This window comes from Klebsiella sp. KE9456 (assembly GCF_043832615.1).
GTDB classification, from domain to species: Bacteria; Pseudomonadota; Gammaproteobacteria; order Enterobacterales; family Enterobacteriaceae; genus Klebsiella; species Klebsiella indica.
On sequence record NZ_JBDYQK010000011.1, the window covers coordinates 61,034 to 86,449 of the forward strand.

General features: G+C 53.7%; 21 protein-coding genes. 10 read left to right on the plus strand and 11 right to left on the minus strand.

What is annotated here, in order from left to right; all coding sequences use genetic code 11:
* Positions 1-41: 41 nt before the first annotated feature.
* The 3 genes from rsuA to ABK821_RS12975 all read left to right on the plus strand — a co-directional run bounded on the left by rsuA (position 42) and on the right by ABK821_RS12975 (position 2,872).
* Complete coding sequence (gene rsuA / locus ABK821_RS12965) at positions 42-761, plus strand: 16S rRNA pseudouridine(516) synthase RsuA (protein WP_142502286.1); 720 nt, start codon at positions 42-44, stop codon at positions 759-761.
* Positions 758-1,960 (plus strand): Bcr/CflA family multidrug efflux MFS transporter, encoded by a 1,203-nt coding sequence (locus ABK821_RS12970; RefSeq protein WP_343179093.1) that lies wholly within the window; start codon positions 758-760, stop codon positions 1,958-1,960. The genes rsuA and ABK821_RS12970 overlap by 4 nt, the downstream gene beginning before the upstream one ends.
* A gap of 567 nt (positions 1,961-2,527) precedes the next feature.
* Positions 2,528-2,872 (plus strand): YejG family protein, encoded by a 345-nt coding sequence (locus tag ABK821_RS12975; RefSeq protein ID WP_138360012.1) that lies wholly within the window; start codon positions 2,528-2,530, stop codon positions 2,870-2,872.
* A 3-nt stretch (positions 2,873-2,875) separates the two neighbouring features.
* Here the strand turns inward: ABK821_RS12975 and yejF are convergent, their stop codons facing one another.
* The 9 genes from yejF to ABK821_RS13020 all read right to left on the minus strand — a co-directional run bounded on the left by yejF (position 2,876) and on the right by ABK821_RS13020 (position 14,522).
* A complete protein-coding gene (gene yejF / locus ABK821_RS12980; RefSeq protein WP_343179095.1) occupies positions 2,876-4,465 on the minus strand; it encodes a microcin C ABC transporter ATP-binding protein YejF in 1,590 nt (529 codons plus the stop codon).
* 1 nt (position 4,466) lies between these two features.
* A complete protein-coding gene (locus ABK821_RS12985; RefSeq protein WP_343179096.1) occupies positions 4,467-5,492 on the minus strand; it encodes an ABC transporter permease in 1,026 nt (341 codons plus the stop codon).
* The gene (locus ABK821_RS12990; RefSeq protein WP_138360047.1) at positions 5,492-6,586 is read right to left on the minus strand and encodes a microcin C ABC transporter permease YejB; all 1,095 of its coding nucleotides are present in this window, start codon (positions 6,584-6,586) and stop codon (positions 5,492-5,494) included. The genes ABK821_RS12985 and ABK821_RS12990 overlap by 1 nt, the downstream gene beginning before the upstream one ends.
* A 9-nt stretch (positions 6,587-6,595) precedes the next feature.
* Positions 6,596-8,401: an extracellular solute-binding protein gene (locus ABK821_RS12995; RefSeq protein ID WP_138360046.1), complete on the minus strand. Its 1,806-nt coding sequence runs from the start codon at positions 8,399-8,401 to the stop codon at positions 6,596-6,598.
* Positions 8,402-8,472: 71 nt separating this feature from the next.
* Complete coding sequence (locus ABK821_RS13000; protein ID WP_343179097.1) at positions 8,473-10,035, minus strand: cyclic di-GMP phosphodiesterase; 1,563 nt, start codon at positions 10,033-10,035, stop codon at positions 8,473-8,475.
* Positions 10,036-10,208: 173 nt separating this feature from the next.
* Positions 10,209-10,781, minus strand: a complete 573-nt coding sequence (gene mepS, locus ABK821_RS13005; protein WP_138360008.1) for a bifunctional murein DD-endopeptidase/murein LD-carboxypeptidase — start codon at positions 10,779-10,781, stop codon at positions 10,209-10,211.
* A 427-nt stretch (positions 10,782-11,208) separates the two neighbouring features.
* On the minus strand, positions 11,209-11,916 hold the full coding sequence (locus tag ABK821_RS13010; RefSeq protein WP_138360007.1) for a phosphatase PAP2 family protein: 708 nt from the start codon (positions 11,914-11,916) through the stop codon (positions 11,209-11,211).
* Between the two features lie 42 nt (positions 11,917-11,958).
* Positions 11,959-12,936, minus strand: coding sequence for a GTP-binding protein (locus ABK821_RS13015; RefSeq protein ID WP_343179098.1), 978 nt, complete (start codon positions 12,934-12,936; stop codon positions 11,959-11,961).
* Positions 12,937-13,055: 119 nt separating this feature from the next.
* The gene (locus ABK821_RS13020) at positions 13,056-14,522 is read right to left on the minus strand and encodes a fructuronate reductase (RefSeq protein ID WP_343179099.1); all 1,467 of its coding nucleotides are present in this window, start codon (positions 14,520-14,522) and stop codon (positions 13,056-13,058) included.
* A 210-nt stretch (positions 14,523-14,732) separates the two neighbouring features.
* Here ABK821_RS13020 and uxuA point away from each other — a divergent pair, with 210 nt between their 5' ends.
* Entirely contained in the window at positions 14,733-15,923 is a 1,191-nt protein-coding gene (gene uxuA / locus ABK821_RS13025) for a mannonate dehydratase (RefSeq protein WP_142502281.1), read from the plus strand.
* Positions 15,924-16,693: 770 nt separating this feature from the next.
* Here the strand turns inward: uxuA and yeiP are convergent.
* Complete coding sequence (gene yeiP / locus ABK821_RS13030) at positions 16,694-17,266, minus strand: elongation factor P-like protein YeiP (RefSeq protein ID WP_142502280.1); 573 nt, start codon at positions 17,264-17,266, stop codon at positions 16,694-16,696.
* A gap of 148 nt (positions 17,267-17,414) precedes the next feature.
* Between yeiP and ABK821_RS13035 the strand changes: the two genes are divergently transcribed.
* Positions 17,415-17,669: a YkgJ family cysteine cluster protein gene (locus tag ABK821_RS13035; protein WP_142502279.1), complete on the plus strand. Its 255-nt coding sequence runs from the start codon at positions 17,415-17,417 to the stop codon at positions 17,667-17,669.
* Positions 17,670-17,701: 32 nt separating this feature from the next.
* Here the strand turns inward: ABK821_RS13035 and setB are convergent, their stop codons facing one another.
* Positions 17,702-18,883 carry a sugar efflux transporter SetB gene (setB, locus tag ABK821_RS13040; protein ID WP_138360001.1) on the minus strand — a complete coding sequence of 394 codons (1,182 nt, stop codon included), beginning with the start codon at positions 18,881-18,883 and terminating at the stop codon, positions 17,702-17,704.
* 330 nt (positions 18,884-19,213) lie between these two features.
* Between setB and fruB the strand changes: the two genes are divergently transcribed.
* From fruB to ABK821_RS13065, 5 genes are all read left to right on the plus strand, one after another.
* Positions 19,214-20,344, plus strand: a complete 1,131-nt coding sequence (fruB, locus tag ABK821_RS13045; protein ID WP_343179032.1) for a fused PTS fructose transporter subunit IIA/HPr protein — start codon at positions 19,214-19,216, stop codon at positions 20,342-20,344.
* A gap of 1 nt (position 20,345) precedes the next feature.
* Positions 20,346-21,284: a 1-phosphofructokinase gene (fruK, locus tag ABK821_RS13050; RefSeq protein ID WP_138359999.1), complete on the plus strand. Its 939-nt coding sequence runs from the start codon at positions 20,346-20,348 to the stop codon at positions 21,282-21,284.
* 16 nt (positions 21,285-21,300) lie between these two features.
* On the plus strand, positions 21,301-22,989 hold the full coding sequence (gene fruA, locus ABK821_RS13055) for a PTS fructose transporter subunit IIBC (protein ID WP_138359998.1): 1,689 nt from the start codon (positions 21,301-21,303) through the stop codon (positions 22,987-22,989).
* 510 nt (positions 22,990-23,499) lie between these two features.
* On the plus strand, positions 23,500-24,441 hold the full coding sequence (locus tag ABK821_RS13060) for a pseudouridine kinase (RefSeq protein ID WP_343179031.1): 942 nt from the start codon (positions 23,500-23,502) through the stop codon (positions 24,439-24,441).
* Positions 24,429-25,364 carry a pseudouridine-5'-phosphate glycosidase gene (locus tag ABK821_RS13065; protein ID WP_343179030.1) on the plus strand — a complete coding sequence of 312 codons (936 nt, stop codon included), beginning with the start codon at positions 24,429-24,431 and terminating at the stop codon, positions 25,362-25,364. Before ABK821_RS13060 ends, ABK821_RS13065 begins: the two co-directional genes overlap by 13 nt.
* The last annotated feature ends 52 nt before the right edge of the window (positions 25,365-25,416 follow it).

Consider the following 25,416-nt stretch of genomic DNA (forward strand, 5'->3'; position numbering starts at 1 on the left):
TATTGCCCGCTCCAGCACTCTTTACAGGCTAAAAAAATCTCATGCGACTTGATAAGTTTATCGCTCAGCAACTTGGCGTTAGCCGGGCTATTGCCGGGCGTGAAATCCGCAGCAGCCGCGTTACCGTGGACGGCGAAATTGTAAAAGACTCTGCTTTCAAACTTTTGCCGGAACATGGCGTCGAATATGACGGCAATCCCCTGGTTCAACAGCATGGCCCACGCTACTTTATGCTTAATAAGCCGCAAGGTTACGTTTGTTCCACCGATGACCCTGATTACCCGACGGTGCTTTACTTCCTTGATGAACCGGTAGCGTATAAGCTGCATGCCGCTGGCCGCCTCGATATTGATACCACCGGCCTGGTGCTGATGACCGATGATGGTCAGTGGTCGCACCGCATTACTTCTCCCCGTCATCATTGTGAAAAAACCTATCTGGTGGAACTGCAAAATCCGGTGGATGAAACCACCGCAGAGCAGTTTGCCAAAGGCGTACAGCTACATAACGAGAAGAGCCTGACTAAGCCAGCGGTGCTGGAGGTGATCACGCCGACCGAAGTTCGTCTGACCATTAGCGAAGGGCGCTACCATCAGGTTAAGCGGATGTTTGCCGCTGTGGGTAACCATGTGACGGGTCTGCATCGTGAACGTATTGGCGACATTATCCTGGATGAGTCGCTGGAGCCTGGTGAATATCGTCCGCTGACGGCAGCAGAAATTGCCAGCGTCGGTGGTCAACATGCGCGGAGTAAAACGTGACGGCAAAGCAGAATGCTTCATCCGGGATTGTGTTTATTCTGGGCCTGCTGGCCATGCTGATGCCGCTGTCGATTGATATGTACCTCCCGGCGCTGCCGGTGATTTCGGCGCAGTTTAACGTGCCGGACGGCAGCGCGCAGATGACGCTTAGCACCTATATTCTGGGATTTGCGTTGGGGCAGCTTTTATATGGTCCGATGGCGGACAGTTTCGGTCGTAAACCGGTTATTCTCGGCGGCACGCTGATTTTCGCGGCGGCGGCGGTGGCCTGCGCGCTGTCGCAGACCATTGTTATGCTGATAACCATGCGTTTCTTTCACGGCCTGGCGGCGGCGGCGGCCAGCGTGGTCATTAATGCCCTGATGCGCGATATCTATCCAAAAGAGGAGTTTTCGCGGATGATGTCGTTCGTCATGCTGGTGACCACCGTCGCGCCGCTGGTGGCGCCAATGGTCGGCGGGGCGGTACTGGTATGGTTTAGCTGGCATGCGATCTTCTGGATCCTCGCGGTGGCGGCGCTATTAGCGTCAGTGATGATCGCGTGTTTTATCAGCGAGACCCTGCCGGTGGAACGTCGGCAGAAGTTTCATATTCACACCACGCTGGGGAATTTTGCCACCCTGTTTCGTCATAAGCGGGTACTGAGCTATATGCTGGCGAGTGGTTTTAGCTTCGCCGGGATGTTTTCGTTCCTGAGCGCCGGTCCGTTTGTTTATATCAATATTAATCACGTTTCACCGCAGCATTTTGGTTACTATTTTGCGCTGAACGTCGCGTTTCTGTTTGTCGTGACCATGATCAATAGCCGTTTTGTGCGGCGGATTGGGGCACTGAATATGTTCCGCACAGGGCTGTTGATTCAGTTTGTGATGGCGATCTGGATGGTGGTGTGCGCACTGTTGGATGTTGGCTTTTGGTCGCTGGTATTTGGCGTGGCGGCGTTTATCGGTTGCGTGTCGATGGTGTCTTCCAACGCCATGGCGGTGATTCTTGATGAATTTCCGCATATGGCTGGCACTGCATCTTCGCTGGCCGGTACGTTTCGTTTTGGCATCGGCGCGATTGTTGGCGCCCTGTTGTCAATGGCGACCTTTACCACCGCCTGGCCGATGCTGGTGTCTATCGCTTTTTGCGCCAGCGCTTCCATTCTGTTTTACCTCTATGCCAGCCGGCGGCGCAAAAAGTCGCATGCTGAGTGACATTCAGGGACGTTATCGCGAGTGCCGATTGGCTAAGCGAGGCATCGTCAGTGTTTTCTGTTGTATTTGCCAGCCGGAAGCGCTTTTCGGTGGTTCTGGCGAAGGAGTGCTTTTTCTTTTGCCCGTTTGGGTCAGTCGCCTGTTCCGTTCACGCTAAGTGCCGTGGAGATGAGTCATATCCGCGGCGTGTGAACGGCCAGCCGAGGGATCGTCAAAAGCAGATAAATGGCCAGGCATCAGGCATTACCGTCCCTTTATTGAGGTATATCTTGATGCATATCAACCGAAAACGGCTTCACGGTTTGGTGGTTTGTTTCTTTTATGTAAAATCAAATCGCTCAAAAAGTCGCATTGATGCGATAAAAAAGTTGTTTTAGATCACAGAAACGGGTACATATAGCCCGAACATATTCCATCTACACAATTATAAACTTTTGCATTACAAATCAGCAACACAATGATGATGCAGGTGTAAGCGTTTTCTGTGAGGAACTGGGACAACTTGTCAAGAATGTGTTAGCATTAATGTGAATTTATTGTGAAGTATTTTGCTTTCGGGGAAAACAAGTGAATAAACTGCAACTCTCTATCGTACACCGCCTGCCGCAGAGCTACCGCTGGCTGCCGGGTTTTGCGGGTTCAAGAGTTGAACCGATTCCGCAAAATGGCGTTCAGAGTGAAAACAGCCTTGTGGCGCTAAAGTTACTCAGTCCGGATGGCGAAAAAGCATGGCCGGTTATGCATAAGCTCAGCCAGGCGCTTAGCGATATCGAAGTCGATTGCTCGATTGTGGAATGCGAAGGAGAACCGTGCCTGTTTGTTAATTGTCAGGACGAGTTTGCCGCAACCTGTCGGCTGAAAAATTTCGGCGTGGCGATTGCGGAACCTTTCTCTGGTAATAACCCATTCTGAACGTCAGCTCAGCGCCAGTAGCTGACGGGTGTACTCCTGTTGCGGAGCAGTAAACACGCGCTCGCACTCTCCCTGCTCGACGATTTCTCCCTGCCGCAGCACGATGACCTGATGGCACAATGCCCTCACGACGCGCAGGTCATGGCTGATAAAAACATAGGTCAGTTGATGCTTTTGCTGTAACGTTTTCAGCAAGGCAAGGATTTGCGCCTGTACCGTTTTATCCAGTGACGATGTCGGTTCATCCAGCACGATAAGCTGAGGCCTGACGACCAGCGCCCTGGCGATAGCGATACGCTGACGCTGACCGCCGGAGAAGGCGGCAGGGTAGCGGTGGCGCGACTGGGGATCGAGCCCAACCTCTTGCATGGCCTGAATCACCGTCTGCTCACGTTCGGCAACGCTGAGCGTTGGCTGATGAACCCGGAGTCCCTCTTCGATAATTTGCAGGACGTTGAGCCGCGGGTTCAGCGATGAGTTCGGGTCCTGAAAAACAATCTGCATGCGACGACGGAGCGGCAGCATCTGCCGACGACGGCGTCCCTGAAGTGATTCGCCCTCAAAGGTGATGGCTCCGGTTGAATCAATCAGGCGCAGGAGCGCCAGCCCGGTGGTGCTTTTGCCTGAACCTGACTCACCGACCAGGCCCAGAGTTTCTCCGGCACGTAAACGAAAACTCAGGCCGTTAACCACCCGGTTATGTTCAACGACTCGCCGCAGGAGCCCTTTACGTATCGGGAAGGCGATACTCAGGTTTTCCGCCCGCAGTAATTCGCGCGCATCGGCGGCGAGCGGTACGGGATCGCCCGATGGCTCGCTATCCAGCAGGCGACGGGTATAAGGATGCCCGGGAGCAGCGAACAGCCTCTGGCAACTGTTCTGTTCGACGCAGCGGCCATTTTGCATTACCGCGACGCGGTCGGCGAGCTGGCGCACGATACTCAGGTTATGAGTGATAAACAGCAGCCCCATATTTAACTCTTGCTTCAGTTCGCGCAGCAGCGAGAGGATTTGTGCCTGAACGGACACATCCAGCGCGGTGGTGGGTTCGTCGGCGATAAGCAGTTCCGGGCGGGTCAGCAGCGCCATGGCGATCATGACCCGCTGCCGTTCGCCGCCGGAAAGCTGATGGGGATAGTCGGCCAGCCGTCGGGGCGCATTGCGGATCCCCACGCGCTCCAGACAATCGAGAATTTCTCCACGCGCTGCTTCTTTGCGCATCCCGCGATGTAAAGAGAGCACTTCGTATAGCTGCTTTTCCAGAGTGTGCAGCGGATTGAGCGACACCATTGGTTCCTGAAAAATCATCGCGATGCGGTTACCGCGTATCCCGCGTAGCGTGCGTTCATCCGCATGCAGCAGCGACTGACCGTGGAAACGGATATCGCCGTCCGGATAACTGACCGGCGGCGAGGGGAGTAGCCGCAGCACTGATAACGCTGAAATGCTTTTACCCGAGCCGGATTCGCCCACCAGCGCCAGGGTTTGACCAACGTCGATTTGCAGCGACAGTTCGCTGACGATAGTCGTGGTTTTTCCCTGCTGACGAACAGCAATCGACAGGTTGTCAATGTCTAACAGAGGTTGCGTCATGCTATACCGCCTTACTCGGATCAAAAGCGTCGCGAACCGCTTCACCGATAAAAATCAATAACGTCAGCAATACCGCCACGGAAAGAAAGGCGGTAATGCCCAGCCACGGTGCCTGAAGATTGTTTTTGCCCTGTAAAAGCAGCTCCCCCAGAGAAGGGGAACCCAACGGCAGGCCAAAACCAAGAAAATCCAGCGAGGTCAGCGTGGTTATTGAACTGCACAGAATAAACGGCAGGAAGGTAAGCGTCGCGACCATCGCGTTAGGCAGCATATGACGCAAAATAATCGCGCGATCGCTGACGCCAAGCGCCTGCGCGGCGCGAATGTAATCATAGTTACGGGTGCGCAGGAATTCGGCGCGAACGACGCCGACCAGCGTCATCCAGCCGAACAGCACGGTAATGGCCAGCAGCCACCAGAAATTGGCCTGGACCACGCTTGAAAGCAGGATAATCAGAAACAGCGTCGGCATTCCTGACCAGACTTCGATAAATCGTTGTCCCCAGAGATCGATCTTCCCGCCATAATAGCCCTGGATAGCACCGGCCATCACGCCCAGTACGCAGGAGAAGAGGGTCAGCAGCAGGCCAAAGAGAACGGAAATACGTGTGCCGTACAGGATGCGTGCCAGCACATCGCCGCCATTGGCATCGGTGCCCAGCCAGTTTTGCCTTGACGGCGGTGAGGGAAACGGGCTGTCGGTAGCGAAGTTGATGGTTGACGCCCCGAAGCGAACCGGCGCCCATAGTATCCAGCCGTTATCCTCCAGCCGCTTTTGCAGCCACGGGTCCTGATAGTCGGCGGCAGTGGCAAAGCGGCCGCCAAAGGTGGTTTCGCTGTAATTTTTTAACAGCGGAACATAAAGGCTGCCGCGGTATTGCACCAGTAGCGGTTTATCGTTGGCAATCAGCTCGGCGCACAGGCTGCAGGCGAAAAGCGCTAAAAACAGCCACAGCGACCAGTAGCCGCGACGGTTGTGGCGAAAGCGCGTCCAACGATCCTGATTGGCGGGACTGAAGAATGACATTAGCGGCCCTCAAAATCGATACGCGGATCGACCAGCGTGTAGCTGATGTCGCTGACGATATTCAGCAGCAGGCCAATCAGGGTAAAAATATACAACGTGCCGAACATTACCGGGTAATCGCGAGAAACGGTGGCCTCATAGCCCAGCAAGCCCAGGCCGTTTAGCGAGAACATCACCTCAATCAGCAGTGAACCGGTAAAAAACATACTGATAAAGGTGGCCGGAAAACCGGCGATCACCAGCAGCATGGCGTTACGGAAAATATGCCCCCAAAGGATCTGCTTTTCGCTTACGCCCTTGGCGCGGGCGGTAACGACGTATTGTTTGCGGATCTCATCAAGAAAGCTGTTTTTAGTCAGCATAGTGAGCGCGGCAAAACCGCCAATCACCGTCGCCAGCACCGGTAAGGTGATATGCCAGAGATAGTCGACGATCTTTTGATACCACGGCAGACTGTCAAAGTTGGCGGACACCAGCCCGCGCAGCGGAAAGAGATCGAAATAGCTGCCGCCGGCAAAGATAACGATCAGCAAAATCGCGAACAGAAACGCCGGGATAGCATAGCCGATAATGATCAGCGTGCTGCTCCAGACGTCAAAATGGCTGCCGTTGCTGACCGCCTTGCGGATACCGAGTGGGATCGACACCAGATAGATGATGAGCGTACTCCACAGGCCAAGAGTGACGGAGACCGGCAGGCTGTCTTTAATTAACTGCAGTACCGATGAGCTGCGGAACAGGCTATCGCCGAAATCAAAGCGCAGATAATCACCGAGCATTTTCAGATAGCGCTCGTAGATCGGTTTATCAAAGCCGTAACGATGGGTTATCTCGGCAATGACTTCTGGATCAAGCCCTCGCCCGCCGCGATAGTGACCATCGCTGATGTTACCGACGCCTGTCCGCACATGTCCGGCGCGCATCCCGCTTTCTCCCGCGCCGGGCAAGCTGCCGCGATCGCCAAACTCAATTGCCGCGATGGCCTGATCGACCGGGCCGCCGGGAGCAATTTGCACAATAAAAAAGTTTATGGTGATGATCGCCCACAGCGTAGGGATGATCAGCAGTAACCGGCGGAGAAGATATGCGCCCATCATAATTCCTTAACGTCTGTCCGCAGGGAGTCTGGCCGCTTTGCTTGCATCGTACCACCAGTTTTCAAAACCGGATGAGTAGACCGGGCGCGTATGCGGAAAGGAGAATTTGTCCCAGTATGCGGTTCGATTCTGCGCCATATACCACATCGGCAGCATGTAATAGTTCCATGTCAGCACACGATCAAGCGCCCGACCCAACGGCAGCAGTTTTTGTTTATTGCCCTGCCAGCGAATAATTTGCGCAATGAGCTGGTCAATGGCCGGATTTTGTACGCCAGGGGCATTGTAGCTGGAATTAATATATTCCGAGCCCCAGGAGATTTGTAGATCGGTGCCGGGCCAGGGCGTGGCGAGCCAGACGGTTGGCATCATATCGTAATCCCGGCTGCGCTTACGGTTGCTGTACTGGGAATTATCGACCTGGCGAATATCCATCACGATCCCGAGCCGCTGAAGATTGTGCCGGAAGGGCAGAACCCAGCGATCGTTACTTCCGGAGGGAAGCAGCAGCTCAAAGCGTAATGGTTTGCCGCTCTGCGCGTTAACGCGTCGCTGGTTTTTCACTACCCAGCCCGCCTGATTAAGGATGGCATCCGCTTTAAGGAGATTTGCGCGTTCGAAACCATCGCCGCTGGAAACCGGTGGTTGATATATTTGCGTGAAGACCTCGGCAGGGATCTCGTGTTTCAGCGGCGTCAGCAGGGCCAGCTCGGCGGCATCAGGGTAATCGCGCGCGGCGTATTCCGTATTCTGAAAGAAGCTATTGGCGCGGCTGTAAGCGTGATAAAACAGCGCTTTATTCATCCATTCAAAATCAAAGGCGAGGGTAATGGCTTCGCGAACCCGGCGGTCGGCAAATACCGGACGCTGGATATTAAAGGCCAGCCACTGCGTGTTCTGTGCGGAAGTGCTGGTATATTCGTCTTTGACGATATAGCCGCGGGTAAAGTTACGCCCGACATAGCGGGTAGCCCAGTTTCTGGCGACACTTTCTTCACGGCGGTCGACAGCACCGGCTTTGAAGGCTTCAAAAGCGACGTTGTCATCCAGATAGTAGTCGTAACGTAGGGTGTCGAAATTCCAGCGTCCGCGATTGACGGGTAAATCGGCTGCCCAGTAGTCCTTTACTCGCGAATAGGTGATGAACTGGCCCATTCGCCAGGCCGTCACGCGATAAGGACCGCTGGCCAGCGGCGGAGAGGAGAGCGGATCGCTGAGCTTATGATTTTTCCAGAATTTTTCCGGCAGCACCGGTAGGGAAAACAGGCTGAGCATGTTCTCTTTGCCCGGTTTCGCCAGCTCAATACGTACCGTTAGCGGGGCGATGGCTTTCACCGTGGTTCCTTTATAGTAGAGGCGAAACTGCGGAACTCCCTCGGTCATAAACTTGTGAAAAGTAAAAGCGACATCGCTGGCGGTTATTGGGCTGCCATCGTGATAGCGGGCATGCGGATTGAGAGTGATTTCCATCCAGGAAAAGTCATCGGCGTAACGGGCATGTTCGGCGATGAGCGGATAGTAGCTGCCCGGTTCATCGTCAGAGGAGGTGAACAGGGTATCGTATAGCGCGTCGGTACGAACCCCCGGATTTCCACGCATGGCGTAGCGATTAAAGTTGTCAAAAGTACCGATTGCCGCAAGGGTAATCGTGCCGCCTTTCGGCGCATCGGGGTTGGCATAATCGTAGTGCGTAAAGCCCGCGGCGTATTTGGGCTCGCCGATAATGGCGAATGAGTCGCTCTCTTTAATTGCTTGCGCCTGGCTATGCAGGCTAAATAAGGTCAGCAGTATCAGGCTGAAACGTACAAAAATAACCAGGATATCGTCCTCCAATAACAGACCTGAAGCGGACTGGCTGCTGATAGCGGAATAATAAAGGACACTCAGCAGGTTGTGAAATATTTTGCCGGCTCATGGCGGGCGGCGATCAGCGCCTCCAGCGTCAGCGGCCGACTTATCCAGTATCCTTGCAGATAGTGTACGCCGCGCTGGCGCAGCCATTCAGCTTGTTCCGGTGTTTCCACGCCTTCGGCGACGGTGGCGAGTTTCAGACGGCGGCTCAGCATGATGACCGCATCCAGCACTGGCGAGGTGACGGTCTCGGTTCCAATGGCCTGAACGAAGCCGCGGTCAATCTTCAGGTAGTCGAAGTTATAGCGCTCCAGATAAATTAGCGCGCTATGGCCGGTGCCAAAATCATCAATTGCAATTTCACAGCCTTGTTCGTGTAGCCAGTCGAAGTTTTCCAGCGAACGATTTTTGTCGATCATCGCGCGTTCGGTTATTTCCAGTACCACGGTAAAGTGGTTGGCGGGCATAGCGGCGGCGAACTGCTGAAGATCCTGCCGAAAGCTATCGGCATGCAGGTGGGCAGGGGAAATATTTATTCCAAGCTTGCTGCCTGCCGGCAGGAGGCGTTGCAGCGTTGCCGCATCACGGGCAATCAGTTTTAACAGATGGCGGGTAAGGGGAATAATTATCTGCTGGGCTTCGGCAAAGTTGATAAAAACATCGGGTGGGATCTCTCTGCTCACCGGATGCCGCCAGCGCAGCAGCACTTCAAGCCCGCTGATTTGAAGCGTGTCAGACTTCACGACGGGTTGATAGACAACGTAAAATTGCTCGTTTTTGATTGCCAGCAGTAATTCCTTACGCGGGTCGGATTTGGTTGTCAGAACGTAATAGCTTAAAAGTCCGGCCAGGAGACCACATATTATGCCCGGCAGCAGGGCAAACGAGAGGTTTTCCGTCAGCCACTTGCTGCCATAGAGATAGATTTTCAGCGGCAGGCCGTCAATTTGCGCCTGTCGTATGGGGCGCGCGGACTGCGTCTGCAGGTCGACAAGCCGGTTACTGAAAGTGGAGATGGCCGAGTGGTTAATGGCCAGGGCCAGGCCGCTGGAATCACTCTGTCGTGCTGAATAGAGAATGTTCGACATCTGATTGGCATTAATCGCGACAAATATACCGTCTTTCCCGCCTTGTGGGCTGCGGACCCACATCGCCAGTGCGGGGCTCTGCGGCATCATGGGCGTCCCAGGCAACATGGCCATATCGACTGCTTTCGTCATATTAAGCTGCGGGATTAACTGGTTCAAAGGCGTGTTCATTGCGCCAGTTGCGGAAGAACAAAACACGCGCCCCTTTTTTACCAGCAGAAAGGCGCGTACGTTTGGGCTAAACGCCGCATGGGCCGTTAATCCGGAGACAATGTTTCCACAGGGCTGATTTACCTGGGGTTGCAGTTCATCAATAGTCTGACTTAAATCGTGGAAATAGTGTTTCAGATAAGCGTGAACATGGGTGATGATGGCGTCAAAACGCTCCTCCCGATTGTGATAAATCACCATCAACTGGATACAGACAGCCAGCAGGGCGGCAGCGAAACCGATACCTATACTGGTCTGCCAGATTTTACGTCGGGGAGAGAAGTGACAGGTTGGCATTATAAGTCAGTCCGTGTTATTTGGTCATACCAGGGCTGATGGAAAACGCGTTTCTATCCCTGTTCAAATGCAGGGTTATTTTACTCGGTTTATTGGCAGGCGGGCAAAAAAAAACACTGCCGGAGCAGTGTTTTTCTGCCGTTGGCCAAGGGATTAACCAACGTCAGAAGAGACTATGAGCGGTTCAACACGCGTCGCGCTGTGTTGTAGCGCTTTTTCCAGTACGGCTCATCCATGCTGGAAATCGTCACACCGCTACTGGTGGAGGCATGAACGAATTGATTATTGCCAATGTAGATGCCTACATGGCGACCGGTTGAGCCGGCGCGGAAGAGGACTAAATCACCTGTACGCAGCTGTGAACGGCTGATGGATTTCCCGGAAACCTGCTGCTCAGACGTTGAGCGCGGCAATTCCAGACCGAACTGCTCACGGAACGTTCGTTGCACAAAGGCAGAACAATCAATGCCTTTACGCGTGCTGCCGCCAAGCCGATAGCGAACCCCCTTCCAGCTGGCATATTGGTCCATCAGGCGGGACTTGACGTCCAGGTTGCGAACCATTGTTTCAAATTCATCCTGAGAGGCTTGCAGTGATGATAAATCGTCACTACCCACAGCAAGCGTCTCAGAATGCATATTTCTGGCGGTACTGTTTGAAGAACTACACGCAGAAAGCAGAACCGCAACTGCAATCGCGGGGGCGACCCGCAAGATATATCTCAAAATCGGCTGAGATTTGACCATGCTGTGTGTTATCCCTTGTTGTCCTTAACGACAAAGTCGTTATAAAAAAATGCCAAACGTGTTAGAGCCTAAATAGCTGCCTGCAATGAGACAATTCCTTAAACACAAAACTGTGGCCCGACGCACAAATTTATTTACCCGGCGAATTGCTGTTGCTGAGAAGACAAAACGAGATCGAGGTTACCCGATCGAACGGGGGATGGCGAGCGGTTTTGCGCATTTTCTTATAAGAATTTTTGTGACAAAAAGTAGCGCGGCGGGAAAGGCTAAAAGAGCGACAATGGCGAGTGAAAAATATGCAATTTATTCATTTTTATCATGATTAATGTGACTGGACGATGATGGCGAATGAGAACGCATTGGCCAATAAAAAAAGGGACCCAGAACGATCCCTTATGAATGATATTAATTCATTGTAATGGAGATTTTAATTTTTCGTCTTCCCACCGGGCAGATAACGATCAAATAAGTTAATCAGCTTATCGCTCAGCGAGGTCATCAATACCCACGGGGCGCCAATAAGCACGGCGGTTAATGAGCCGACGGCAATATCGGTAAACCAGTGAGCGCCAATCATCACACGCGGAAAAGCAAAAATCACAAATATCACCAGCGCAATGGCAAATGCGCGACGGCCAAAATAACGCCACATAAAGGCGACGAAAATCAGCAGCATCATACCGTGATCGCCCGGGAAACTATCTTTAGAGGCATCTTTGGTCGGAAATGCAATGACATCACTCACTTTCGTGATATCGGTGAACGAGAGGGAGGGGCTGGCGCGCTTGACCGGCATCAGATGCTGAGCCAGTTGATTGATGATAACGGCAGCAAGCAGCATCACCAGACCGATGATAATGATCCGGCGGCGTCCGGCGCTCTGTTCTTTTAACCAAAAGCTCAGCATCAGGCAGCCCATTGCCAGCAGCGAACAGGCGTCGAATGCGCGGTTGTTGATAATCGCCAGCGTCCAGGTATACGCGGCGCTGACGCCAACCTCGCGGTTAAAGAAATGGAAGATTGCCGAATCCAGCGGATTCCAGAAACCATGGTTAGCGGGAAGATACCATGAACAAAATAGCGCTATACCGGCCGCGTTCAGCAGCAGGATGAGGGGGAGTCGATTTTTAATCATAACTGTCGCGTATTGTATAAAACGATGGCAACCATAGCCGCCTTAACTTAAACGAAGCTTCAACAAAGAGGCCTGCAGCGCGTTCCAGTCCGTATCGGTATCCGTAATCAGCTCAATACGACTATCCGGCGGAGCGACGTTTTGTGTCTCAATATGCAGATCGTGCTGCTGTCGGTTAATGCGCACCAGTCCTTCAGCAATACGCATCACGCCTTTCACCCGCCCGACCGGGGCCAGTCGCGCCCATTCGAGCAGACCAACGGTGTCGAAGAGGGTTCCGGCATCGAAAATCCAGCCGCAGGAGTGATAGCCCTGGCCGCTATTGAGGCAACGGCGCCAGCGCTGATGTGCCGGGAGGCTAAGCGCCGCGAGACCTTTTTTCTGCCCGTGGTTGTGGATGTGCTCTACGCTTTCAGGGAGTGGCGCGATATTGCGACGCGGTAAATCAAGCCACGTTGGGTCGATATCGCCCTGCGTTGCGCTGACATACTGGCGCTCTCCGGCACAGGCCTGCCACCACGTCGTAAACGCCCGCTGACTTTCGTCAGTCGAACGGTCGGCTTTATTACTGACAATGACATCAGCGGCAGCCAACTGATCGCGAAAGTTTTCGTTGGTCACGATTTTTTCATCCAGCAATTGACGCGGGTCCAGTACGCATAAGGTGGCACGCAGGTCAATCCACGGCGCGTATACTTCAGCGGTCAGAATATCGAGGAGCTGCCTGGGATGGGCAAGTCCGGTCGGCTCAATCAGAAGACGGTCCGGCGTGTTCTGACGTAACAGCGTATTGAGACCAACCTGCATTGGCAGACCGTTAACACAGCACATGCAGCCGCCGGGGATCTCTTTGAGTAAGGCGCCGCTCTCGGCCAGCAGCGCGCCATCAATGCCGACTTCGCCAAACTCGTTGACCAGCACAGCCCATTTTTCATCCGCGGGCTTGTGAGCCAGCAGATGCAGGATCAAGGTCGTCTTGCCGCTGCCGAGAAACCCCGTGATCAAGTTTGTTTTGGTCACTTTTTCTCCAGGATACATGTAATGTTGTAACAGTTGAGACTATCCTGACGAAAAAAAGGAAAAAAGAGAAGTCTTACGGCGGACAGAAAAGTAAGCTGCCCGCTAAAAGGCAGAAATTGTTAACAATCCAGTGTGGCGGCAATCGCCTGGCGGGCGCCTGATCTCGTAAGTTGCTGCCATGCGGCGGTGATTTGGGCAACAAACTGTGGATTCTGCGGCAGGTCATGGCCAAAGATCTCGGTCAGCGAGAGCAGGGCGGCCACGCGCTGTTGGTCGTTACTGCCGGAAACGCAAGTGTGTAACTTATCGGCCAGCGGATCGCGGATATCAATCGCGTTTCCGGCATCGTCAGTACCGCTGACGTAGCGCATCCAGCCAGCGACGCCGAGCGCCAGTAGCGGCCAGGCGCTGCCACGGTCAAGATGGACGCGAATACCATCAAGCATACGCTGCGGAAGCTTCTGGCTGCCGTCCATGGCGATTTGCCAGGTACGATGCTTCAGCGCCGGGTTGCTGAAGCGCGCGATCAGGCTGTCAGCATAGGCCGTCAGATCGACGCCTTTGATAGATAAAGTCGGCGCCTGTTCATCAAGCATCAGGCGGTAGGCGGCGTTGCGGAAAACCGGGTCCTGCATGCAGTCGCTAATATGCGTATGCCCGGCCAGGTAACCGAGCCAGGCAAGGAACGAGTGACTGCCATTGAGCATCCGCAGCTTCATCTGTTCCCACGGCAGAACATTATCGGTCATCTGTACGCCAGCATTTTCCCATTCCGGACGACCGGCAACGAAGTTATCTTCGACGACCCATTGAATAAAAGGCTCGCAGCTGATCGCGCAGGGGTCTTCCACTCCCAGGATCGCGCTAATTTCCGCCAGCGACGCATCGGTGGCGGCAGGCACAATGCGGTCAACCATGGTAGCGGGAAAACTGACGCGTTCTGCAATCCACTGCGTGAGTTCCGGGTCGCGTTTTTCGGCCATTCCCAGAACGGCGTTCTTTACCACATGTCCATTATTCGGGATGTTGTCACAGGAGAGGATAGTAAACGGCGGCAGTCCCCGTTGGCGGCGACGGGACAACGCTTCGACCAGAATACCGGGTACCGATTGCGGCAGCGTGGGGTTTTGCAGATCATGAATAATACGGGGTTGCGTCATGTCCAGCAGACCGCTGGCGGGATCGATGCAGTAACCCTTCTCGGTGATGGTCAAAGAGACGATGGCAACCTGCGGTTCGCAAAATTTATCAATAATGGCAGCCAGTGAATCCAGCTTCGCGTTCAGGCATTCACGCACGGCACCGACAACGATCGGCTGATTGCCTGCGGCGCCTTTTTCCAGCACGGTAAACAGGTGATCCTGCTGGCGAAGCTGACTCATCAACCGATCGCCGCTGAACAGGCTAATTTCGCAAATCCCCCAGTCTCCACCGCTGGCATTAAGCACCCGATCGGTGAGTAGCGCCTGGTGCGCCCTATGAAAAGCGCCGAAACCGAAATGCACAATACGCGAGCATAATTGGCTACGGTCATAGCGTGGGAGCTGTACGTTGTTCGGCAGCGTGGTTGTGGCAATAGTCATCATTCTCAATACACCTGATTAACCGATAATTAACATCCGGCAGTGTAAAGTTATATGACAAGAAATGAAATTGGTGAGCCGTATTTATCCGCTTAATGTGAGCTTGATCAATCAATTCTGTCGTCTAAATTGATTATAGCTGAGAAGCATGTATGGTAGTCGTCATGCGTGGTTAACACTATATTGGTATAACAACTTTTTAAGGGGAACGCGATGGAGCAAACCTGGCGTTGGTATGGGCCAAATGATCCGGTATCGCTTGATGATGTCCGACAGGCGGGAGCGACGGGGGTCGTGACGGCGTTACATCATATTGCTAACGGGCATGTCTGGCCGGTGGATGAGATCAAAAAGCGTCAGGCGCTGCTGGCGGAAAAAGGACTCACGTGGTCAGTGGTGGAGAGTATTCCGGTTCACGAAGAGATTAAAACCCATAGCGGGCAGTTTGCCGTCTGGATCGCCAACTATCAGCAAAGTATCCGCAATCTGGCGGCCTGCGGCATTGATACCGTTTGCTACAATTTTATGCCGATCCTCGACTGGACACGTACCGATCTTGAATATCAGTTGCCGGACGGTTCTAAAGCTTTGCGTTTTGACCAGATCGCTTTTGCCGCTTTCGAACTGCACATTCTCAAGCGTCCGGGCGCGGAGCGGGATTATAGCGAAGAAGAACGGCGGCAGGCGCAGGCCTGTTTCGCCGCGATGAGCGCAGCGGAAGTGGAAAAGCTGACCCGCAATATTATTGCTGGTCTTCCGGGGGCGGAAGAGGGTTATACCCTCGATCAATTCCGTGCGCGGCTGGCGGAATACGACAATATTGATAAAGCGCAGTTGCGGGAAAACATGGCGTACTTCCTGCGCGCGATTGTTCCGGTATGCGAAGACGTTGGCGTGCGTCTGGCGGTTCATCCGGACGATCCGCCGCGGCCGATTCTTGGTCTGCCGCGCATCGTCTCGACCATTGAAGATATGCAATGGCTGAAAACGACGGTAGATAGCATTAATAATGGGTTTACTATGTGTACAGGTTCTTACGGCGTTCGCGCAGATAACGATCTGGTCAAAATGGTTGAAACCTTTGGCGATCGTATCCACTTCACCCATTTGCGTTCAACCTGTCGGGAAGCTAATCCGCTCACGTTTCATGAAGCCGCGCACCTGGACGGGGATGTGAATATGGTGGCGGTAGTGAATGCGATTCTGTGTGAAGAATTGCGCCGCAAGCGTGCGGGCGATTTGCGTCCGATTCCATTCCGTCCGGATCATGGTCATCAAATGCTGGACGATCTGCGGAAGAAAACCAATCCGGGCTATTCGGCGATTGGGCGTTTAAAGGGAATGGCGGAGGTTCGTGGCGTTGAGCTGGCGCTGAAGATGACGAAGTATCCTGAGCTGCTGTAGTGCCGGGTGCGGGTTAATGCGATCAGTTAAGGGGCGGTCAGCCGCGTTTATGGCAGGCTGAGCGGTTCCGTTAAATGGTGGTTTTAGCGAACATGGCGCATTTTTACCTCCCCCATGTGATTCAGTGGACTGTTCCGTTCACCGTCAGTACGAAGATATATGCCGTCCCTGCAGCCTGTGAACGGCATGGGGGCGTTTCGCTCGCCCCCATGACCCCCGGCATTGCGCTGAAAACCTGCCGCTGCGCGGTCCGCTCCACTCCGGCTTCATCTGGCGGACCGGGCGGGACTCGTGATTACTCGTCCCATCCCTGGGACTCGCCCTTCCAGGGCCAGCGCAAGCGCTGTTCAAAATTGCTCCCGGCAATTTTGTCCCTGTCTCGACCCGCCCTCTGGCCACCGTCCTGGCGGCCAGTCCTGGATGCGCGCCTGCGTTCCCGCCAGGTTTCCTTGATGCGCCCAACCCCCTTGCGGTGAGCCAACAACCAATCTGTTACTCTCCCGGCGCTGTAGGTCATAAAAAACCGACGATACCGTCAGTCCTGTCACTCCATCAGGCCGTTCGCTAAAACCACCGAAAAAGCGATTACCGTTGAATAAAAAAGCAGAAGAGAACGTCGATGACTCGCTGAACCGATCAGCATTAGAGGGGATGTTATGGATGACCTTCAGCTTCCAGACAATTGCCGATTAACCGCATGTGGGGCGCGCAAAAACGCCCCGCATGCGTGTTTTACATTCTGCGTAAATCCACTGCAAAAGCCGCCGGGCTTAGTCCGCACGCCCCATATAACGGCTCTCTTCAATATGAATCCGAATACGCTCGCCTGCGCTCAGATATTCAGGCACCTGAACCACCAGACCGGTGCTCAGGGTCGCCGGTTTGTTACGGGCGCTTGCGGATGCGCCTTTAATACCCGGCGCCGTGTCAACGATTTCCAGATCAACCGTCTGCGGCAGCTCCAGCGCCAACAACTGGCCGTCCCAGGTCAGAACCTGCATATCCGGCATGCCGCCTTCCGGCATATACAGCAGTTCTTCTTCGATTTGCTCTTTGGTGAAGGTATAGGGAGTGTAATCTTCTTTATCCATGAATACGTATTCGTTGCCGTCGATATAGGAGAAGTCAACGGAGCGGCGAGTCAGGGTGACCGTATCGACAATATCATCGCCTTTAAAGCGCTCTTCGACTTTCAGGCCGGTGCGGACATCCGAGAAACGCATTTTGTACAGCGTCGCTGCGCCACGGGCGCTCGGTGACTGAATATCAATATTTTTAACAATCAGCAGTTTGCCGTTGTAATTCAGCACCATACCTTTTTTAATTTCATTCGCTCTTGGCATTGCGGTAATCCTGTCACATAAAGGGTCGAAAATATCGCGTAAAACTACTCGCGCCGGGCCTTTCAGGCAAGCGGAATTCGTCTGTTTTGCTATCTTCAGGGAAAACGTTTAGGCTGGGTCGCCAAAAACGTTAGCGGAAGAGTCGATTATGGAATGCCGCCCTGGCTGTGGGGCGTGTTGTATCGCGCCTTCTATCTCCAGCCCCATCCCCGGTATGCCGCAGGGCAAGCCGGCGAATACCCGCTGTATACAGCTATCGGAAGACAACCGTTGCAATATCTTTGGCTCGCCGTTAAGGCCTAAAGTTTGTGCCAGCCTGCGGCCAGAAGTGGAAATGTGCGCCACGACGCGCGATGAAGCGATGAGCTGGCTTCTTCATCTCGAACAACTCACTTCAACGTGATGCCATGCGCCGCAGCGTTCCGCTATCGCGCCTTATACATCTTTAATACGCCACAGGCAGACCTGCGTGATGATGCCCAGCGCCAGGGCGATCCAGAATACGGTATGGTAGCTCCAGATTTCCGCCACCACGCCCGCCAGCGAACCGGCGATAATCCAGCCGACGCGAGTGGTGTTCGTATAGAGGGTCGTTGCCGCGCCGGCCTGCCCGGGCATCAGATCCTGGAAATAGAGCATGCCAATCCCGGCCAGAATCCCGATAAATATCGCGTTGAGCATCTGCAAGGCCAGCAGTAGCCCAGGGGTATGCGCGGTGAGCATTCCGCTATAAAACAGCACCCCCGCCACAGCCGATACGCGCATCAGGAAACGTTTGCCAAAGCGTCTGGCATAGTAACCCGCAATCAGCATGACAGGAATTTCCAGTCCGGCAGCGGTTCCCATCATCAAACCAGCCAGTTTTTCCGGCAAATGCAGCTCATCAATAATGAACAGCGGCATATTAATGATGTACAGGCTGTTATTTCCCCACATCAACGTACAGATAACAAACAGTAATAGCGCATCGCGACGGTTAGTTCGCGGCGCTTCCAGGTGACCGGTGGCGACCTTCGGCTCTTTGCGCATGCTGGGGAGGAAGCACCAGACTATCGCGCCGCAGATCACGAAGGCGATTGCCGCGCTGAGATACATCACCGTAAAGCCGAAACCCATCGCCAGCGCGTAGGCCAGCGGCGGGCCGATCACCCACGCGAGCGATACCTGAGCGCGTAAAATCGAACTGAACATGACCGCTTCCCGGCCGGTTTTATCCGCGTGTTCACGGGCGAGGGCGAACATCTGTGGGTTCGCGGTCGAACCGAAGCTACTGAGGAATACGCCGACAAACAGCAGAATAAAGTAGTTACGGTTCCAGGCAAATAACAGGCAGGCCAGCACGCCTAACAGGCAACAGAAAACAATAAGCTGTTTACGATCGCCTTTGCGATCCGAACGTCCGGCGAGAAACTGGCTTACCAGAATACCGATTACCGCGCTGCCGGTAAAAAAGAAGCCGACCATGGCTGGCCTGACATGGACTTCATTGGTCAGAAACAGGCTCAGAGTAGGTGTTTGCAACGCCCCGGCGATGCCCGTCAGGAAGGCAACGAGCAGGAAGGCGGAAGAGGTCAAATCAAACCCGTGTCTGGGGAGGGCGGCGCTACTGTGTTGCATATCGGTTTTCGTTGGTTTCAGGTGTCGCGGAGTTTACGCCGTCAGTCAGAAAATGAATAGTGGCAAGGCACGAATAAATTAAAAAGACGTTTCAAAATTCAAGCTTCAGCAAAAAGCTGAAATATGACCGTCTCGCCACCTGCGCGTCAGCAAAAATGTGCTGTACCTCTAACTTCTGTTATCCGCCAGCTAACTTTCCTTGCGTGGTGATGACGAAAGGTACAAAATTCTTGAAACGTTTCAGCGTCATTCTCGGTTTATTCCGCCTGCAGGTGACGCCTTTTTTCCCAAATAAGCTGAAACGATTCAATTCGGCAAGAGAGGAGAACCATGTTCCAGTTATCTGTGAAGGATATTCATCCCGGCCAGCAGGCCGGCAATAAAGAAGAGGCTATCCGTCAGGTTGCTTCCGCGCTGATCAGCGCGGGCAATGTGGCTGAAGGCTACGTCAACGGCATGCTGGCTCGCGAGCAGCAAACGTCCACTTTCCTGGGTAACGGTATTGCGATTCCGCACGGTACCACCGATACCCGCGATCAGGTGCTGAAAACCGGCGTTCAGGTTTATCAGTTCCCGCAGGGCGTGAGCTGGGGCGAAGGGCAGATCGCTTATGTCGCCATCGGTATTGCCGCCAGCTCGGATGAACATCTGGGCCTGCTGCGTCAGCTGACCCATGTGCTGAGCGACGACTCAATTGCTGAACAGCTTAAGGCCGCCACCACGGCTGAAGAGCTGCGCGCCCTGCTGATGGGGGAAAAGCAAAGCGACGTGCTGAAGCTGGATAACGATACCCTCGTTCTGGATGTTGTCGCCAACGATTTGCTGACCCTGCAGGCGCTGAATGCCGCGCGTCTGAAAGAGAGCGGTGCGGTGGATGCTGCCTTTGTTAGCCGCACGATTAACGAGAAGCCGCTGAACCTCGGCCAGGGCGTCTGGCTGAACGACTGTAGCGAAGGCAACCTGCGTAGCGCCATTGCCGTCAGCCGTGCTGCGAACGCGTTTACCTGCGATGAACAGCCGGTTTCCCTGTTGATCACCGTGGCAATGGCCGATGAGCAGCCGACCGCAGTGCTTAATCGTCTGAGCAATTTGCTGCTCGACAAAAAAGCTGACCGTTTGCTGAAGGCTGATGCCGCCACGTTGCTGGCGTTGCTGACCAGCGACGACGCGGTTGCTGAAGATGTTCTTAGCGCTGAATACGTCATTCGCAATGAGCATGGATTGCATGCGCGTCCGGGCACCATGCTGGTGAATACCATTAAACAATTCTCCAGCGACATTACCGTTACCAACCTTGATGGTTCGGGTAAACCGGCAAATGGCCGCAGCCTGATGAAAGTTGTGGCGCTGGGGGTGAAGAAAGGTCACCGCTTACGCTTTACCGCGCAGGGTGATGATGCGCAACAGGCGCTGGATGCGATTGGCGAGGCTATCGCCGCAGGTCTTGGAGAGGGCGCATAACATGAGCAGACGTGTCGCAACGATTACCTTAAACCCGGCCTATGATCTGGTGGGGTTTACCCCGGATATTGAGCGTGGTGAGGTCAACCTTGTTCGTACCACGGGTTTACATGCAGCCGGGAAGGGTATCAACGTTGCAAAAGTGCTGAAAGATCTCGGTATTGATGTCACCGTTGGCGGTTTTCTCGGCAAAGACAATCAGGATGGTTTTCAGCAACTGTTCAGTGAACTGGGGATCGCTAACCGTTTTCAGGTTGTTCAGGGGCGTACTCGTATTAACGTCAAACTGACGGAAAAAGACGGCGAAGTGACCGACTTCAACTTCTCCGGCTTTGAAGTGACTCCTGGCGACTGGGAGCGTTTTGTTAACGATTCCCTGAGCTGGCTGGGTCAGTTCGATATGGTGTGTGTAAGCGGCAGCTTACCGTCTGGCGTGAGCCCGGAGGCCTTTACTGACTGGATGACGCGTCTGCGTAGCCAGTGTCCGTGCATTATTTTTGACAGTAGCCGTGAAGCGCTGGTTGCCGGTCTGAAAGCGGCGCCATGGCTGGTGAAACCTAACCGCCGCGAACTGGAAATCTGGGCGGGCCGTAAGTTACCCGAAATGAAAGATGTGATTGACGCCGCTCATGCTCTGCGTGAGCAGGGGATTGCTCACGTGGTTATCTCCCTTGGCGAAGAAGGCGCGCTGTGGGTTAACGCATCCGGGGAGTGGATAGCCAGACCGCCTTCAGTTGATGTGGTTAGCACCGTTGGCGCAGGTGATTCGATGGTTGGCGGCCTGATATACGGTCTGCTGATGCGCGAATCCAGCGAACATACGTTGCGTCTGGCAACGGCCGTTGCCGCACTGGCGGTGAGTCAGAGTAATGTTGGTATTACCGATCGTACCCAGTTGGCCGCGATGATGGCGCGCGTCGACTTACAACCCTTTAATTAACAGCAGGAGAGGCATAATGAAAACGCTGCTGATTATTGATGCCGGGCTTGGACAGGCTCGCGCCTATATGGCGAAGACTCTGTTAAGCCGTGCGGCGCAAAAAGCGCAACTTGAACTGATTGATAACCCACATGACGCTGAACTGGCAATCGTGCTGGGCACGGCGCTGCCAGCTGATAGCGCGTTGAACGGTAAGACGGTTTATCTTGGGGATATCAATCGTGCTGTTGCACACCCGGAACTGTTCCTGAGTGAAGCCAAAAACCATGCGACGCCTTACACCGCGCCGACCGCGGCGGTTTTACCCGCAGCGTCCAACGGTCCAAAACGTATTGTGGCGGTAACGGCCTGTCCGACCGGTGTGGCGCATACCTTTATGGCGGCTGAAGCTATTGAAACCGAAGCCAAAAAACGTGGCTGGTGGGTGAAAGTAGAAACTCGCGGCTCCGTGGGCGCGGGTAATGCGATCACCCCGGAAGAGGTTGAACAGGCGGATCTGGTGGTGGTTGCTGCCGATATTGAAGTGGACCTGGCGAAATTTGCCGGTAAGCCGATGTATCGCACCAGTACCGGGCTGGCGCTGAAGAAAACCGCCCAGGAACTGGATAAAGCGGTTGCTGAAGCGAAACCGTATCAGCCCTCGGGTAAATCTCAGGCCGCAGCGGAAGATAAAAAAGAGTCTGCTGGCGCTTATCGTCATCTGCTGACCGGCGTGTCATACATGCTGCCGATGGTGGTGGCGGGCGGCCTGTGCATTGCGCTCTCTTTCGCTTTTGGTATTAAAGCTTTTGAAGTAAAAGATACCCTGGCCGCAGCGCTAATGGACATCGGCGGTGGTTCTGCTTTCAAACTGATGGTGCCGGTGCTGGCGGGCTTTATCGCCTTCTCCATTGCTGACCGTCCGGGTCTGACCCCGGGGCTTATTGGCGGTATGCTGGCAGTCAGCGGCGGCTCTGGTTTTATCGGCGGCATTATTGCCGGTTTCCTGGCGGGTTATGTCGCGAAAGCGATCAGTTCGAAACTGAAATTGCCGCAGAGTATGGAGGCGCTGAAACCAATCCTGATCATTCCGCTGGTTTCCAGCCTGATCGTTGGTCTGGCGATGATTTACCTGATCGGCAAACCGGTTGCCGGGATCCTCGACGCGCTGACCCACTGGCTGCAAACGATGGGAACGGCAAACGCGGTTCTGCTCGGGGCGATCCTCGGCGGTATGATGTGTACCGATATGGGCGGGCCGGTGAATAAAGCCGCCTATGCGTTCGGTGTGGGCCTGCTGAGCACCCAAACCTATGGGCCGATGGCGGCAATTATGGCTGCCGGTATGGTTCCTCCGCTGGCGCTGGGGCTGGCGACGCTGGTTGCGCGTAAAAAGTTCGACAAAGCGCAGCGGGAAGGTGGCAAAGCCGCGCTGGTTCTCGGCCTGTGTTTTATCACCGAAGGCGCTATTCCGTTCGCTGCGCGTGATCCGATGCGCGTCCTGCCTTGCTGTATCGTTGGCGGCGCGGTGACCGGCGCTATTTCCATGGCGATTGGCGCGCAACTGATGGCGCCGCATGGCGGTCTGTTTGTCCTGCTGATCCCTGGCGCGATTACGCCGGTGCTCGGCTACCTGATGGCGATTATTGTCGGTACGCTGGTCGCAGGTCTCTCCTACGCGGTGCTGAAACGTCCTGACGTTCAGGCGGTAGACCAGGCCGCCTGATTAGCCTTGCAATTCGTCTTTGAGGGCAGAGTTTTCTCTGCCCTCAGATTGCTGACAACGCGCACCTTTTCAGAATGGCCCGGCGGTGATTCGCTTGCACGTGCCAAGAGTAACCCATAATGGAATACTCTTGTTGATTTTCCAGACCGGACAGGGTGTCAGCCGCCACCGGGGAAAAGGTCAGCACTCTCCTTCATACAGGTTTGTCATCCGTCTCAGGGCAGAATTTCTCTGCTTTTTTATAGCGACACCTTCCTGTCCTCATCGTTCCAGATGTGTACTTCATCACGTTATCAATTGATTTAAAAATCATACGGGCAGAATTTTGTGATTTTGTTCATGTCCATATGAAAATCCTATTTACAGCCTCTTTACTTTAAAATTATCTCGCTTAGCATGAACATGTGTTTGCATTAAAACATATGTTTTAAGGGCTGAAATGATAAAACAGTAATTTACTGAGAGTGAATGATGTCACTGCCATCGCGTTTTTTACGGGAGGGTATTTTTATGCCTGAAAATGATTACGTTGTGATTATTGGATCGGCAAATATGGATGTTGCAGGCTATTCTCATGCGCCGTTGAACTATGCTGATTCTAACCCAGGGAAAATAAAATATACCCCCGGTGGGGTGGGGCGGAATATTGCTCAAAACATTGCCTTGCTGAATAAACCAACATGGCTATTATCCGTTGTAGGTGATGATTTTTATGGCCATTCATTATTAAAGCAAACGGCTCAGTCAGGGGTTCATGTTGATAAATGCCGAATCATCTCCGGGGAGGGAACATCCAGTTATTTATCGTTGCTTGATAATACCGGTGAAATGCTGGTGGCAATTAATGATATGGGGATCACAGAACATATTACGCCGGTTTTTTTAAGCCAGTATCAGGATTTTATCTGCAACGCGACACTGATTGTCGCGGATTGCAATATTAGCGAATCCGCGCTGGCCTGGCTGATGCAAAACACGGGCTCAACGCCCATTTTTGTTGACCCGGTTTCAGCGTGGAAGTGCGTGAAAATCCGTCAGTATCTGTCGCGTATTCATACCCTGAAACCGAATCGGATTGAGGCGGAAACCCTTAGCGGAATCGCCCTCTCCGGTACTGACGATGTGATGCGTGTCGCCGACTGGTTTCATCAGCGTGGCCTGCAGCGCCTGGTGTTGAGCATGGGAGGTGATGGTGTTTACTACAGCGAAAATAATGGCGAGCGCGGCTGGTCTGCGCCGCTGAAAACCCGGGTGGTGAATGTCACTGGCGCCGGTGATGCCATGATGGCCGGTCTTGCCTGCTGCTGGCTTGATGGCTGTTCATTTACGCAGGCGGTGAAGTTTGCCCAGGGATGCGCTTCTCTGGCGCTGTCATCAGAATTCACCAATAACCCTGAATTATCTTACGCAAACGTAAAAAAATTAGTGGAGAAAGAATTATGCCCGAATTAACATTTTCCTCTGAATTATTTCAGATTTCTGCGGAAGTTCAGCTCGCATTAAAAAATAATCAACCGGTAGTTGCGCTGGAATCGACAATTATTTCTCACGGTATGCCTTTCCCTGAAAATGCTCAGACCGCGATGGAAGTGGAGGAAACCATTCGTCGTCAGGGCGTCATTCCGGCAACGATAGCGATTATTCATGGCGTAATGAAAGTTGGTTTAAGTCATGAAGAAATCGAACTTCTTGGCCGAGAAGGTCATAATGTGACAAAAGTCAGTCGTCGGGATTTACCATTTGTCGTTGCTGCCGGATTAAATGGCGCAACTACCGTAGCCGCCACCATGATTATCGCGGCAATGGCCGGGATTAATGTCTTTGCCACCGGCGGTATCGGCGGGGTACATCGTGGTGCAGAGCACACCTTTGATATTTCAGCCGATTTACAGGAACTGGCAAAAACGAATGTCGCAGTGGTGTGTGCCGGTGCGAAATCTATTCTTGACCTCGGACTCACCACCGAATATTTAGAAACTTTCGGAGTTCCGCTTATTGGTTATCAAACCTCGGTGCTACCGGCATTTTTTTGTCGAACCAGCCCGTTTAACGTCAGTATTCGTCTTAATAGCGCCAGGGAAATTGCTAAAGCAATGGCTGTGAAATGGCAGTCTGGCCTGAAGGGGGGCATGGTGGTGGCCAATCCGATTCCGCAACAGTTTGCAATGCCGGAAGAAAAAATCAATGCCGCTATCCATCAGGCGCTGCAGGAAGCGGAACAGCAGGGCGTGACGGGTAAAGAGAGTACGCCATTTCTGCTGGCTCGCGTCGCTGAACTCACCGGCGGCGACAGTCTGAAATCCAACATTCAGTTGGTCTTTAACAATGCGATCCTGGCCTGCGAGATTGCGAAAGAGTATCAGCAAATCGCCTGACGGAATTGCGGGCGATTTGTACCTGCCCGCCACGATATCAACTATACCGAAG

Excerpts from the sequence above, each read along its gene's own strand:
- rsuA (WP_142502286.1), top strand. The coding sequence starts at position 42 with ATGCGACTTGATAAGTTTATCGCTCAGCAACTTGGCGTTAGCCGGGCT.
- yejF (WP_343179095.1), bottom strand. The coding sequence starts at position 4,465 with ATGACGCAACCTCTGTTAGACATTGACAACCTGTCGATTGCTGTTCGT.
- ABK821_RS12985 (WP_343179096.1), bottom strand. The coding sequence starts at position 5,492 with ATGTCATTCTTCAGTCCCGCCAATCAGGATCGTTGGACGCGCTTTCGC.
- ABK821_RS12990 (WP_138360047.1), bottom strand. The coding sequence starts at position 6,586 with ATGGGCGCATATCTTCTCCGCCGGTTACTGCTGATCATCCCTACGCTG.
- ABK821_RS13000 (WP_343179097.1), bottom strand. The coding sequence starts at position 10,035 with ATGCCAACCTGTCACTTCTCTCCCCGACGTAAAATCTGGCAGACCAGT.
- mepS (WP_138360008.1), bottom strand. The coding sequence starts at position 10,781 with ATGGTCAAATCTCAGCCGATTTTGAGATATATCTTGCGGGTCGCCCCC.
- ABK821_RS13010 (WP_138360007.1), bottom strand. The coding sequence starts at position 11,916 with ATGATTAAAAATCGACTCCCCCTCATCCTGCTGCTGAACGCGGCCGGT.
- ABK821_RS13020 (WP_343179099.1), bottom strand. The coding sequence starts at position 14,522 with ATGATGACTATTGCCACAACCACGCTGCCGAACAACGTACAGCTCCCA.
- uxuA (WP_142502281.1), top strand. The coding sequence starts at position 14,733 with ATGGAGCAAACCTGGCGTTGGTATGGGCCAAATGATCCGGTATCGCTT.
- yeiP (WP_142502280.1), bottom strand. The coding sequence starts at position 17,266 with ATGCCAAGAGCGAATGAAATTAAAAAAGGTATGGTGCTGAATTACAAC.
- ABK821_RS13035 (WP_142502279.1), top strand. The coding sequence starts at position 17,415 with ATGGAATGCCGCCCTGGCTGTGGGGCGTGTTGTATCGCGCCTTCTATC.
- setB (WP_138360001.1), bottom strand. The coding sequence starts at position 18,883 with ATGCAACACAGTAGCGCCGCCCTCCCCAGACACGGGTTTGATTTGACC.
- fruB (WP_343179032.1), top strand. The coding sequence starts at position 19,214 with ATGTTCCAGTTATCTGTGAAGGATATTCATCCCGGCCAGCAGGCCGGC.
- fruK (WP_138359999.1), top strand. The coding sequence starts at position 20,346 with ATGAGCAGACGTGTCGCAACGATTACCTTAAACCCGGCCTATGATCTG.
- fruA (WP_138359998.1), top strand. The coding sequence starts at position 21,301 with ATGAAAACGCTGCTGATTATTGATGCCGGGCTTGGACAGGCTCGCGCC.
- ABK821_RS13060 (WP_343179031.1), top strand. The coding sequence starts at position 23,500 with ATGCCTGAAAATGATTACGTTGTGATTATTGGATCGGCAAATATGGAT.
- ABK821_RS13065 (WP_343179030.1), top strand. The coding sequence starts at position 24,429 with ATGCCCGAATTAACATTTTCCTCTGAATTATTTCAGATTTCTGCGGAA.